This window comes from Spiroplasma endosymbiont of Notiophilus biguttatus, from assembly GCF_964030985.1.
Taxonomy (GTDB): Bacteria; Bacillota_I; Bacilli_A; order Mycoplasmatales; family VBWQ01; genus Spiroplasma_E; species Spiroplasma_E ixodetis_A.
In genome coordinates this window covers 1,241,775-1,254,554 of sequence record NZ_OZ034993.1, presented here as the reverse complement: position 1 = coordinate 1,254,554, position 12,780 = coordinate 1,241,775, and the positions used below count along the sequence as shown (strand labels likewise).

At 22.9% G+C, this 12,780-nt stretch carries 18 protein-coding genes; 12 read left to right on the top strand and 6 right to left on the bottom strand.

Translation table 4 applies throughout. The features are described from left to right. Positions 1-103: 103 nt before the first annotated feature. A complete protein-coding gene (locus tag AAHM85_RS07580) occupies positions 104-598 on the bottom strand; it encodes a transposase family protein (protein ID WP_342261536.1) in 495 nt (164 codons plus the stop codon). Positions 599-602: 4 nt separating this feature from the next. Next, entirely contained in the window at positions 603-950 is a 348-nt protein-coding gene (locus tag AAHM85_RS07575) for a transposase family protein (protein ID WP_342260860.1), read from the bottom strand. Positions 951-1,229: 279 nt separating this feature from the next. Here AAHM85_RS07575 and AAHM85_RS07570 point away from each other — a divergent pair, with 279 nt between their 5' ends. The 5 genes from AAHM85_RS07570 to AAHM85_RS07550 all read left to right on the top strand — a co-directional run bounded on the left by AAHM85_RS07570 (position 1,230) and on the right by AAHM85_RS07550 (position 3,739). Continuing rightward, positions 1,230-1,565, top strand: coding sequence for a hypothetical protein (locus AAHM85_RS07570; RefSeq protein WP_342261576.1), 336 nt, complete (start codon positions 1,230-1,232; stop codon positions 1,563-1,565). 306 nt (positions 1,566-1,871) lie between these two features. After that, positions 1,872-2,156 carry a hypothetical protein gene (locus AAHM85_RS07565; protein WP_342261575.1) on the top strand — a complete coding sequence of 95 codons (285 nt, stop codon included), beginning with the start codon at positions 1,872-1,874 and terminating at the stop codon, positions 2,154-2,156. A gap of 77 nt (positions 2,157-2,233) precedes the next feature. Next, a complete protein-coding gene (locus AAHM85_RS07560; protein ID WP_342260488.1) occupies positions 2,234-2,581 on the top strand; it encodes a transposase family protein in 348 nt (115 codons plus the stop codon). Positions 2,582-2,585: 4 nt separating this feature from the next. Continuing rightward, positions 2,586-3,080, top strand: coding sequence for a transposase family protein (locus tag AAHM85_RS07555; RefSeq protein ID WP_342260487.1), 495 nt, complete (start codon positions 2,586-2,588; stop codon positions 3,078-3,080). A 308-nt stretch (positions 3,081-3,388) separates the two neighbouring features. Further along, a complete protein-coding gene (locus AAHM85_RS07550; RefSeq protein WP_342261574.1) occupies positions 3,389-3,739 on the top strand; it encodes a hypothetical protein in 351 nt (116 codons plus the stop codon). Here the strand turns inward: AAHM85_RS07550 and AAHM85_RS07545 are convergent. Together AAHM85_RS07545 and AAHM85_RS07540 are read right to left on the bottom strand one after the other, a co-directional pair. After that, positions 3,713-4,207: a transposase family protein gene (locus tag AAHM85_RS07545; RefSeq protein WP_342260487.1), complete on the bottom strand. Its 495-nt coding sequence runs from the start codon at positions 4,205-4,207 to the stop codon at positions 3,713-3,715. The genes AAHM85_RS07550 and AAHM85_RS07545 overlap by 27 nt on opposite strands. Before the next feature lie 4 nt (positions 4,208-4,211). Further along, a complete protein-coding gene (locus tag AAHM85_RS07540; RefSeq protein WP_342260488.1) occupies positions 4,212-4,559 on the bottom strand; it encodes a transposase family protein in 348 nt (115 codons plus the stop codon). A gap of 351 nt (positions 4,560-4,910) precedes the next feature. Here AAHM85_RS07540 and AAHM85_RS07535 point away from each other — a divergent pair, with 351 nt between their 5' ends. After that, positions 4,911-6,173 (top strand): hypothetical protein, encoded by a 1,263-nt coding sequence (locus tag AAHM85_RS07535; protein WP_342261573.1) that lies wholly within the window; start codon positions 4,911-4,913, stop codon positions 6,171-6,173. A gap of 20 nt (positions 6,174-6,193) precedes the next feature. Continuing rightward, the gene (locus AAHM85_RS07530; protein ID WP_342261572.1) at positions 6,194-6,373 is read left to right on the top strand and encodes a hypothetical protein; all 180 of its coding nucleotides are present in this window, start codon (positions 6,194-6,196) and stop codon (positions 6,371-6,373) included. A 74-nt stretch (positions 6,374-6,447) separates the two neighbouring features. Here the strand turns inward: AAHM85_RS07530 and tpx are convergent, their stop codons facing one another. After that, entirely contained in the window at positions 6,448-6,954 is a 507-nt protein-coding gene (tpx, locus tag AAHM85_RS07525) for a thiol peroxidase (protein ID WP_342261571.1), read from the bottom strand. 86 nt (positions 6,955-7,040) lie between these two features. Between tpx and AAHM85_RS07520 the strand changes: the two genes are divergently transcribed. From AAHM85_RS07520 to AAHM85_RS07500, 5 genes are all read left to right on the top strand, one after another. Next, positions 7,041-7,493, top strand: coding sequence for a hypothetical protein (locus AAHM85_RS07520; protein ID WP_342261570.1), 453 nt, complete (start codon positions 7,041-7,043; stop codon positions 7,491-7,493). A gap of 31 nt (positions 7,494-7,524) precedes the next feature. After that, on the top strand, positions 7,525-8,403 hold the full coding sequence (locus AAHM85_RS07515; protein ID WP_342260886.1) for an IS1595 family transposase: 879 nt from the start codon (positions 7,525-7,527) through the stop codon (positions 8,401-8,403). Between the two features lie 498 nt (positions 8,404-8,901). After that, a protein-coding gene (locus tag AAHM85_RS07510; RefSeq protein WP_425289706.1) for an IS3 family transposase occupies positions 8,902-10,022 on the top strand; the annotation gives its coding sequence in 2 pieces (ribosomal slippage) (positions 8,902-9,145 and positions 9,145-10,022; 1,122 coding nt in all). 290 nt (positions 10,023-10,312) lie between these two features. Next, on the top strand, positions 10,313-11,509 hold the full coding sequence (locus AAHM85_RS07505) for a hypothetical protein (protein WP_342261569.1): 1,197 nt from the start codon (positions 10,313-10,315) through the stop codon (positions 11,507-11,509). 147 nt (positions 11,510-11,656) lie between these two features. Further along, positions 11,657-11,860: a hypothetical protein gene (locus AAHM85_RS07500; RefSeq protein WP_342261568.1), complete on the top strand. Its 204-nt coding sequence runs from the start codon at positions 11,657-11,659 to the stop codon at positions 11,858-11,860. Positions 11,861-12,192: 332 nt separating this feature from the next. Here AAHM85_RS07500 and AAHM85_RS07495 read toward each other — a convergent pair whose 3' ends face one another. Continuing rightward, on the bottom strand, positions 12,193-12,606 hold the full coding sequence (locus tag AAHM85_RS07495) for a type II toxin-antitoxin system PemK/MazF family toxin (RefSeq protein WP_342261567.1): 414 nt from the start codon (positions 12,604-12,606) through the stop codon (positions 12,193-12,195). Positions 12,607-12,780: the final 174 nt, after the last annotated feature.

The following is a 12,780-nucleotide window of genomic DNA, read 5'->3' as shown; positions in this document are numbered from 1 at the left end:
CGATCCTGTGAGAAGTTTGGGATTTAGAAATTACAAAACCGTTAAGTTTTTATATTCAAGGTTTTATGTTTTATCTTAGTGCTTCTTATTTTAAATATTAGACTTACTGCATAACGTTTTTAAGTTTTAATGATAAATTATAAAATCCTGTAATTAAATTAAATCTTAAAAATATTCGTTTTCTGGCTTTTCTAAATTTATAACCAATAATCTTAAAACATTTTAAAAATGCAAAAACATGTTCAATTTTTCTACGAGTTTTATTAATAATCTTATTAAAGATTTTGGTTTTATTTGTTTTAGGATTATTTTTGCTAATTTTAATGGGTAAAAATGTATTAGCATGAATTTTTTGTAAACCTTGATAACCTTTATCTGCAAGAATTATAGTTTCTGGTAAAAACTTTAACTTTGAATTCTTAAAAGTTTTAAAATCATGATTTTTACCAATATCAGAAAAAATATTTAAAATTTCATTAGTATTTGCATTAATTACGGTTTGAAACTTAACAGTATGCATTCATTTTTTACCAGAAAATCAATCTTTTTGGTTATATTTTGGTCGTTCTGTTTCTACCTCTGTTACATCAATTATCAAAATTTTATTTTTTAATTCTTCTTTTTAAAAAAATATTTTTATTTGTTAAATTATTAAACTTATTATTCTTTATTAAAATATCTTCAATTGAACGAATATTTCATAAAGCAGTAGTATCAACCATACCATACTCAGCACCAATACTATGATATGTACGATTTTCATATAAATATCTTAAACTCATTACTAGTCGATCTTCTATTGACATTTTATATGGCCTTCCACCAATAGTAGTTTTGAGTTTTTGATGTTCTAATAAAATATTTAAAATTTCGTTAAAAACGAGTTTATTAATACCCACTATTTTACGAAAATATTGATCAGATTTATCTTTTAATTCAAAATATGTCATAAAGTTTATCCTTAACTATTCAAATTTTATTTTAATAATAACAAAAAAATAAAAAGTTAACTAGTTATGCAGTAAGTCTATTTTTCTTCTATTTATACATTTTCGTTTTTAGATTATGAAGGTAATATTCGTTATAATTTTAAAGGTGTATTAAATGATAAAGATAGTGTTTATAATTTAGGAAAATATAATTTTGTTACTATGCCGGTTCGTGTTCCTAATTTAAAAAATTTAACTATCAATTTTGATTTAACTTCATTAACTGATTATGGTGATAATTTGCATGTAAATTTTGGCCAGATGAATATTTTTTCTTCCAAAGATATTGTTCCAGTACCACCAAATAGTCCTTTTAATCCTGAGTATGAACGTGTGAGTTGATATGATGTTTTTGGGCATTTTCGTAATGTTTTTAGATGAGTACTTTATGGTGTTGTTGGTAAAATTTTACCAGTTGAACCATTAAGAGAATTTTTTGCTAAACTTGATGGATTATTGAGACGTATTTTTGATGATACTATTAGTTCTGTTTTAAATGTTGATTTTACTAGTGGTTTAGAACAAGTTTTAACATTGTGAGTATTTTTAAAAGCAGTTGGATTTTTAGTTGGTTAGGAGTTGAAATAATGCCTTGATATGGTTATTTACTTTTAGGAGTTATATTATTAATAATACTTTATCCATTTTTAATAACTAGAAAAAAATATAAAGATATTACAACGTGTAGGTAGTTATATTATTTCAGCACCACCACGTACTGGTAAATCTGCCCTTGCTTGTTGTTTAGCACAAAAACATAAAGGTAGGGTAGTAAGTCCTATTCCTATTAAAGTACGTAATAAATATAGTTATCGTTGTTCTTATGATGATGTTTTTAAATTTAATCAATTAAATAGTAATTATGCTTTTAAAGAGTGTGATATGGTTGTTTTAGATGAGTTAGGTTTGAAAATTAATAGTAATGATTTGTCACCCGAATTTAAAGAAACACAAGAAAGTTTGGGAATGTTTTGTAAATTAATAGTTCATAATTTTAATGGAATTATGTATATGATTGAACAACACCCCGATAGAATATCAAAACAAGCACGTGAAAAAGTAGAGTATATTGTTCAAGTTAAAAGAATGCGTATTTTGTTATTTTTAGTTAAGTTTAAACTAAATATTTATACTAATGTTGATGATTATAATAAAGTTGTATTATAGACTTATTGCATAACTAGTTAACTTTTTATTTTTTTGTTATTATTAAAATAAAATTTGAATAGTTAAGGATAAACTTTATGACATATTTTGAATTAAAAGATAAATCTGATCAATATTTTCGTAAAATAGTGGGTATTAATAAACTCGTTTTTAACGAAATTTTAAATATTTTATTAGAACATCAAAAACTCAAAACTACTATTGGTGGAAGGCCATATAAAATGTCAATAGAAGATCGACTAGTAATGAGTTTAAGATATTTATATGAAAATCGTACATATCATAGTATTGGTGCTGAGTATGGTATGGTTGATACTACTGCTTTACGAAATATTCGTTCAATTGAAGATATTTTAATAAAGAATAATAAGTTTAATAATTTAACAAATAAAAATATTTTTTTAAAAAGAAGAATTAAAAAATAAAATTTTGATAATTGATGTAACAGAGGTAGAAACAGAACGACCAAAATATAACCAAAAAGATTGATTTTCTGGTAAAAAATGAATGCATACTGTTAAGTTTCAAACCGTAATTAATGCAAATACTAATGAAATTTTAAATATTTTTTCTGATATTGGTAAAAATCATGATTTTAAAACTTTTAAGAATTCAAAGTTAAAGTTTTTACCAGAAACTATAATTCTTGCAGATAAAGGTTATCAAGGTTTACAAAAAATTCATGCTAATACATTTTTACCCATTAAAATTAGCAAAAATAATCCTAAAACAAATAAAACCAAAATCTTTAATAAGATTATTAATAAAACTCGTAGAAAAATTGAACATGTTTTTGCATTTTTAAAATGTTTTAAGATTATTGGTTATAAATTTAGAAAAGCCAGAAAACGAATATTTTTAAGATTTAATTTAATTGCAGGATTTTATAATTTATCATTAAAACTTAAAAACGTTATGCAGTAAGTCTATTGTTGAACAATTATAATTAATTATTTTATTAAACCTATACTTTATTAAAGTAATTAATTATTCCAAATTTAATAAAAATTATAAAAGCTATTGTATAGGAATTTGCAAATAGTAATTTTTATGTTGCTCTTTTAAAACTTGATATTTTTTGGTTCCCTTCCCCTAGAACCCCTACCCTCCAAGGCTTATGCTACTTACAGTAGCATAAGCCTTACGTATAGTAGTAGAAGTATTTAGTTAGTAGTATATAAGCCTTTTATCACCTACAGTGATAAAAGGCTTATACATAGAAAGGATATGTAATGATTAATGTTAATTTAGATATTAAAAATAAAGTTAGAGAAACAACTAAAGGTATGTTATTAGAAATTGGTGAATATGAAACATGATTTTCAATTAAAGATACTACTATTAATCAAAAAAATAAAAAAATAACATTAAAAATAATTGAAGATTTTAATTATAAATTAGGTAAAAAATCAATTACAAAAGATATTGAAAGTATTAAAGGTAGTGAAATTTTAAAATATATTAAAAATATTTCAGATATTACTACAAATGAAAATGAATTAATATCTTGTGAATTTTATGAACAATATAATGGTTATTATATTTTTACAAAAGACTTACTGCATAACGTTTTTAAGTTTTAATGATAAATTATAAAATCCTGCAATTAAATTAAATCTTAAAAATATTCGTTTTCTGGCTTTTCTAAATTTATAACCAATAATCTTAAAACATTTTAAAAATGCAAAAACATGTTCAATTTTTCTACGAGTTTTATTAATAATCTTATTAAAGATTTTGGTTTTATTTGTTTTAGGATTATTTTTGCTAATTTTAATGGGTAAAAATGTATTAGCATGAATTTTTTGTAAACCTTGATAACCTTTATCTGCAAGAATTATAGTTTCTGGTAAAAACTTTAACTTTGAATTCTTAAAAGTTTTAAAATCATGATTTTTACCAATATCAGAAAAAATATTTAAAATTTCATTAGTATTTGCATTAATTACGGTTTGAAACTTAACAGTATGCATTCATTTTTTACCAGAAAATCAATCTTTTTGGTTATATTTTGGTCGTTCTGTTTCTACCTCTGTTACATCAATTATCAAAATTTTATTTTTTAATTCTTCTTTTTAAAAAAATATTTTTATTTGTTAAATTATTAAACTTATTATTCTTTATTAAAATATCTTCAATTGAACGAATATTTCGTAAAGCAGTAGTATCAACCATACCATACTCAGCACCAATACTATGATATGTACGATTTTCATATAAATATCTTAAACTCATTACTAGTCGATCTTCTATTGACATTTTATATGGCCTTCCACCAATAGTAGTTTTGAGTTTTTGATGTTCTAATAAAATATTTAAAATTTCGTTAAAAACGAGTTTATTAATACCCACTATTTTACGAAAATATTGATCAGATTTATCTTTTAATTCAAAATATGTCATAAAGTTTATCCTTAACTATTCAAATTTTATTTTAATAATAACAAAAAAATAAAAAGTTAACTAGTTATGCAGTAAGTCTTATCTAAAAGACAAACTAAAAAAATAATTAAACGTGGTGGATTACCACCTAGTTATAATGGTGAAACTATGACTTTTAGTTTATGATTTCCTAAGTCCTATTTACAAAAATATAATAGTCGTGCTTTGAATTATATTCATTCGTTGTTATATTAAAAAAATATTGTAAATTATATAATATTTGATAAAATGTAAATATTAAACATATAAGTTTTTTACCCATTGCTTTATTTTAAAGTAAATGGCTTTTTTTAATTAAAAGGAGACACTAAAATGTGACCAACAACACCTATTATCGAAGCAGAATTTAATGATAAAGATGATAAAAATGCTGTTTCTACAAAATTTAAAGAAAATGATGAAAATTGACATAATGGTAAAACTTTTCTATTTGAAAGTGAAGAAAATGAAGATGAAGATATAAAAAATTCTCAATTTAAAACAATTATTGAAGAAAATAATCAGAATTATTTTATTTATGATGAAATAATAGAAATTAATAATAAACCCGTTTTATTATTAGAATTACATGATGATGAAAAAGAAGAAGTTTGACAACAACTAATTTATCTTGAAAAAGATGAAGTTGTTCAACAGATTAGACATTTAAGTAGTGATCAATTCTTCAGTGAATTTAATGAAAATGAAATTGCAAACAATAAGAAATTTATTAAATTAACTGAAGATGATACGACAACTATTGTTAGAATGCCATTTTTAGATTTTATTAATAGTGTTAATCAATGACAAACAGAAGAGTGAGACACTAATATAAAAGATTCAAAATTTAAAAAAATTTTCTGAAAAACATTAAAAGTAACAATGTTTTTAGTTGCTTGAGCTGGTATTGGTCTTTTAAGTGGTTTAGTTGTTGGTCCATTAATAACTCCTCTTGTAGCACCACCTGTTGCAGGAGCAATAATTGCTGTAACTTGTGGAGTTATTGTTGGTGTAACTGTTATAGCATGAGAAACATATAAAGATAAAATAAAAGCATGATTATTGCCTAATTGAAAACGTAAAAAAGATTTACAAGTACAAAAAGAATTAAGAAAAGGAAAGAAAAAATCAAAACAATGATTTTTAAGTTTAACGCGTGAAGCAAAAGTACAAGCATTTGCAAAAAGTTTTGGTAAAATTTGAGATAGTAATAAAAGTAAAACATTTGAAAATATTCAAAAAGAATTAAGTCAAAAATTTGAAAAAAATAAACAAGATGTAAAAACTCAAGAATTTTCAAAAATTTATGGTCAAAAAGTTGAACATTGAAATGAAACAGTTGAATTTTCACAAAATTTAAAACCTAGAGATATCAGCAAAATAAAAGAAGTTTTTAATGAAAGTGATACAACTAAAAAGCATATGTGTGATTGTTTTTTTTATAAACCAAAACAAGTATGAGAAGAATTTCAAAAAGAAAAAATAATGGAAAATGTAAGAAATTTATTTGAAAATCCTGAAAAAAATGATAATCTTGAAAGAGAAGATATTAGAAAGAAATCACCAGTTAAAAATATGAGAAGAGCAAGTTTATAATTTAAAAAAGGAGACACGTTATGGAAGAAAAAGAAAAAGAAAAAGTAGATAAAATGCTTACTAAATCAGCTATGCAAAGAGCTAAAGATATGAAAGAAAGACTAGCACAAAAAGCTGAGAAAGCAGCACGTGAAAAAGAAAAAACAGATAATGCTAAAAAAGATCAGCAATCAAAAAAACATATTTCATTTTCAAAATAAATAGTTTTTTTTAAAACTCTACTGATAAATAAGTTAGGTAATACTTATTTTTAAAATATTACCTAACTTATTTTTTATGTTAAAGTTTTAATAAATTTTAGAACTTCATCATAGTTTGGTTCTAATGTTACTTCTTTAACAATTTGTAAATATATAACTTTGTTATTTTTATCAACAATGATAATAGTACGTGCTAATAATTGGATTTCATCAATTAATAAATTAGTAGTATTACTAAAGTTATTTTCATTATTACGATAATCACTTCAAATATGAAAATTATTATTAATTTTTAGTTTTTCACAAAAGCGACTTTGAGCAAATGGTAAATCTTTGGAAATAGTAATGATAACTAAATCTTTTAATTTACTAGGCTCTTTATTAAAGTGTATAGTTTGTAAGGCACAAGTTTTAGTATCAATGCTAGGTACACTAGAAATAATTTTAAATTTATTAGTGAATTGTTCTAAATTCATATTATCCATTGCTTTATCAACTGCAGAAAATGATAAAGTATCTCCAACTTTGATTATTTCATTTTTAATATGAACAGGTTTACCTTTAATTGTTAATTGTAACATAATATTTTTTCTCCCTTTTTATCAAATGTATTTATAATATTATTATAACTAAATTTATTAAAGATAATCTATTAAGGAGTAACAAAGTGTTAAAACTTTTAAATAAATTTAAAATTACTATTCAAGAATTTAAAATGGTTTTTAAAGCAGTGGGGACTAAACACATTTATAAAAATAAAAGAACAATTATTAAAAGTATTGCACTATGTTTTATTCCATTTTTATATGCTTTTATTGCTTTATGAGCTTTTTTTAATCCATTGGGAAATATTAATCGTTTACCAATTGCTTTAGTTAATAATGATGGTTCTGCAGTAGGAAATAATCGTGTTATTAATCGACATAATTTAAATTTGGATAATGAATTTCCTAATAGTAGTGGTGCTTATGAATTTAAAATTAATGATTTACAAATTAACAATGAGAAAAAAACATTTACCGTTTATTATTATGATGATTGAAAAAGTTATCGGAATTTTACGTTTATTGGCAATAACTTATATACATTATTATTTCTGAAAACTATAATTAGATATTAGTAAAATAAAATCTAATTAAAGGTGATTGAAAATGAATATTTTAGACATAATAAATAAATTTCCAAACCAAGAATCTTGTATAAAATTTTTAGAAGAAATAAGATGAAATAACAAACCAAAATGTCTTTTTTGTTTTAGTGAAAAAGTTAACTCTGTTTTAAAAGAGTGGCGTTATAAATGCAAAAAATGTCATAAGTCTTTTAGTGTAACTGCTCAAACTATTTTTCATCATACACGTGTACCACTTCAAAAGTGATTTATTTTAATAGTATTAATGGCTAATGCTAAAAAAAGTTTATCATCATCTCAAGCTTCAAGAGACTTAAATTTACGTTTAGCAACTGTATGAAAAATGATGCATAAAATTAGAAAGGCAATGGCTAATGATGAGATTAAATTATTAGCAAAAATATTAGAGATGGATGAAACATATGTGGGTGGAAAACCGCGTAAATATAATGATGTTGATAATAAAAATAACTCATTACGTGGTAGAGGAACTAGTAAAGAGTGTGTTGTTGGCATTATTGAACGAAATGGTAATGTTAAATTATTTCATGCAAAAAATAAAAGTATTAAATCTGAAGATTTAATGAAAATAGTTAAAGAAAATGTTGATATTAACAATTCTATTCTTTTTACTGATGAATATCGTGGATATTATAAAATGAATAAAATTTTACCACATGAACAAGTTAATCACAAAAAATATTTTTCTTATAATGGTATTCATACAAATACAATAGAAAGTTTTTGAGCAATATTAAAAAGAGGTTTTATCGGCCAATTTCATTGAGTTTCAAAAAAATGACTCCAATCTTATTTAAATGAATTTTGTTTTAAATATAATAACCGTAAAGAAAAAATCACATTTAAAAATATCATAATTAAATTATTTATTAAGAATTAAGTGTTAACCAATAAGCGTAAAATTCCGAAAGTTATTATCAACATCAAAATGACAAAACTTTTTTAACTGAAATTATAATTGATAGTTGTTTTACTAAGGATTTTAATGATTTTTTTAAAAAAACTTTTAAAGTAGTTATTGATAATATTAAAACTCCAGAAAGAATTTGGAATCTTATTAATCAAATTACTATTAGACCAAAAATTAGTTTACAAGCTTCATATAAAGTTAGTCCGATTTTAGGTGAAATTAATGATTTTGCTTTAAATGCGGCATTGGTTAGATAAGTTTACTTTCTTGTCTTCAAATCTGTACAAATTGATTTGGAGGCATTTTCAATCTAATAACTATTGGATCGGCTACAATTTATTGGACACTAATTATGTAGACAAATAACAATATTTGTTAAAAGAAAGGAAATATGGATCGGCTACAATTTATTGGACACTAATTATGTAGACAAATAACAATATTTGTTAAAAGAAAGGAAATATAATTATGGCCAATATTACTTCATATACAGATGAATTTAAAAAACAAATAGTAGCTTTATATCAAAGTGGCAAATCAGTATCTTGTCTTGTTAAAGAGTACAATGTTACAAGAGCAGTTGCATATAAATGAATTAAGCAATTTACTAATTCGGGAAGTTTTAAAACTAAAGATAATCTTTCTGATTTAGAAAAACAATTAATTCAAATGAATAAAGAATTAAAACAATTACGAATGGAAAATGATATTTTAAAGCAAGCAGCACTAATAATAGGCAGAAAGTAGAGATTATTGCAAATAATAAATGAAAATATAAGATTCGCCCAATGTGTCGTTTTTTAAAAATTTCTAAATCAACATATTATTTTAATTTAAAGAAAAAAGAAGATAAAATCAAAAATAATATTTATGATCAAGCTGTTATTAGTGCTTTTAAAGAAAACAAATGTGTTTATGGAACAAGAAGATTAAAAGTCATACTAGAAAAACAAGAAATTTATTTATCAAGAAGAAAAATTAAAAAAATTATGGATAAACATAATTTAATGTCAAAATACACTAAATTATCATTTAAAAATCATCGTAATAAAGTAAATAATGAACAAATCACTAATATTGTTAATAGAAACTTTAATAATAGAATTAAAAATGAGGTGATTGTCAGTGATCTTAGTTATGTTGAAGTTAATGGTAAATGAAACTATATTTGCTTATTAATAGACCTATTTAACCGCGAAATTGTTGGACATAGTGTAGGTACTAAAAAAGATGCATCATTGGTATATCAAGCATTTATGCAATCAAATCGCTGTTTAAAAGATATGCAAATATTTCATAGCGATCGAGGTAACGAATTTAATAATAAAATTATTAACAAACTTTTATTAGCATTCAATATTACCCGCTCTTTAAGTAAAAAAGGTTGTCCTTATGACAATGCTGTTGCTGAAGCAACTTTTAAAACTTTCAAGACTGAATTTATTAATGACAAAAAATTTACATCATTAATACAGTTAAAATTAGAATTATTTGATTATATCAATTGATATAACAATATAAGAATCCACAGCACTTTAAACTACTTAACTCCCATTAAATATCAAGAAAAAATGTCTACCAAAAAATAGTCCTAAAAAGGGTTGCCATTTCAGAATACAACTTAAGATGAATTGCAGTTAATAAATCAATATCCAATAAAATAATAAATATTACCAAAAATTCAGAAATTTTAAAAAATAGACAAATGGTAGAAATATTTAATGATATAGATATTTCATAACTCAATTTTGGTTAAAACTTAACTAATTGTAAAATAAACAAAATTTGATAACATGTAGTTGTTATTCAATATATAAGTTTTAACCCATTACTTTATTTTAAAAGTAAATGGGTTTTAATGTTAAAAGGAGATATTAACATGACTGACAAAACAAAATCACAAACATATAATTTTCTATCAGAAAATAAATCCATAGAAGATATTAAAAAACAAGAAAACATTTTTGTGAAAGAAATAAAAAACAAGAGACATGGCGGAAAAACAATAAAATTTTCTAATAAAACTAAAAAAGAATCATTATGAGTAGTAGTTAATGATAATCTATCAGAAAATGAAATATTTTACGATGCTCTAGATCATATTGATATAAATGGAGTAGAAACAGAAACTAAATCTAGTGAAGAAAAAAGTGCTGATAATATATATTATTCTGTAACAATTTATGATGAAAAACAAAGTAAAAAAACAGGAATTGAAAAAATTCACGAAGAAATTTTGTCAATAGAAAATAAAGTATTTTTCATAATAACTTTTGTGCATACTAATCAATCAATAAGCGAAGAAATAATGTATATTCATCATTTTAAAAATGGTGATATTGAAGTTATAAAACAATTGAAACAATACGAAAATATAAGTAAATATAAAAATGATCTCTCCTTAATTGAACCAAATGCAAATCATGAAAAAAATATTAAAATTGAATCTATATCAATTAAAGAATTTTTAAAACAACATCAAGATTTTAAACTAAAACCAACTAAAAAAGAATGAAAAACTTGAGGATGTATCATTGGTATTACTTTACTTCTTATAGTTGTAGCTCCTATTTGTACTTTTGTTGTTCCTACACTTATACCTGCAACAGCAACAGTATTATTACTTGAGACAAAAGTTATAATTGCCATTTCTTTTGCTGTTGCAGGTCTAGTCTTTAAAGAAGTTTTGTCACTATTTGAAAGTGCAACACAAAAAGTTAAATCATGATTTAAAAATAAATATTTTAAAAGTAAAGACCAAAAAGAGAAAGAAAAAAACGAACGTGCATCATTTGTTAAAAATCTTACCAATGATAAATTAGAAACTATATTTGAAACACAATTAAAAATTTTAAAACAAGAACTAGATAATAGAAAAGATAAAAGTCCAGACCAACTAATAAATAACAACACAATAAATCATAATTCAAACAGTCTTCTAGAAAATTCAATTATTGAATCAGAAAATAATCAAAATTTTGATTCATCTATAAGAAATACAATAAATCAGCAAAATCCATCTTCACCAATTTCAAAAAATAACTGAAATAAAGTAAAATGCTTATTAACAACATAATTAATAACATCTAAATCACTATTTTGAAAAAATAGTGATTTTTTATTATTTTTACATATTTTTAGTTTTAAAAATATATAATTTTATTTAGATATTTTAAAGGCAGAAAAAAATATTCAAAAATAAAATTGAGAGGAATTTTATAATATGGAAAAATGAAGTCAAGACAAAAAAGATGAATTTAAAAAAGAAGCTGAACGAATAAATAAAGCTTGAGGAGAAAGTAAGGAAAAAGAAAGACGAGAAAGAATTGCTAATGCTCTTGGATTTGAAAAAGATAAATCAAAAGTAAATAGTGAAGCTTCAACAAGTAAAAGTCAAAGTTCTAATAGTAAATCACAAAAAATGTAAAAAATAATTAAAATTTATTCTTTAATTTCGCGTGTGCAAATGCATTTATAATTATAAATGCACAAATAAAGAGTGGAAAGGGTCACCACCCCTAAGTTGCAAAAAACAATGTTTTAACTTAATAAGGAGAGACCCTTTCTGATTCTTAGTAATCTGTGTAACTTACTAAGAATCACCCTTTATTTTTAAAATATTTATGATATAATTAATAGTAATCAGTAAGTCTTACTGTACTGATAAGTCAATTTTGACTATACCTTATAATTTTATAATTATAAGGTCAAATTAATGCCTCAATTAAATGGTGTATTAACCGTATGGTATAGCCTATATTATAAAAATATAGGTTTTTTGTTCTTTTTAATTTTATCTAAAATATCTATATTATTTTTTTTAATTAAATATAAATAAATTTTATAAGCAATTTCTTTTCCCATTAAACACTTAATGTTTACAATTACTTTATTAATATATAATGGTCGTACTATTTTTGAATAATGTATCCTTTGTATATTAGCAACTTTTATTAAAGATTTTTTGGTTTTAAAAATTACTTCAATATCAAACTCAGTTTGTTTATTCAAATTTGTAGTCAATGGAATTATTGTTAAAGCAGAACCCATTTTCCCAATAATGATAACAGGTCTTTCTTTTGTTTCATTTTTATCAATAAATGATAAATTTGCATAATAAACATTTCACTTTATAATTTCAATTTTCTTTTTCAAATTTTGTTTTTGTTCCATAAATTTCAATCTTTCTATCTCTTTATTTTTTATTTTTCAGAACTTATTATTTAAAATAAATAATTAATTTTTACGTGTGCAAATGCATTTATAATTATAAATGCACAAATAAAGAGTGGAAAGGGTATTCAATTTTACATAATAAATTTTCATATTTTTGATATAAATGATTTT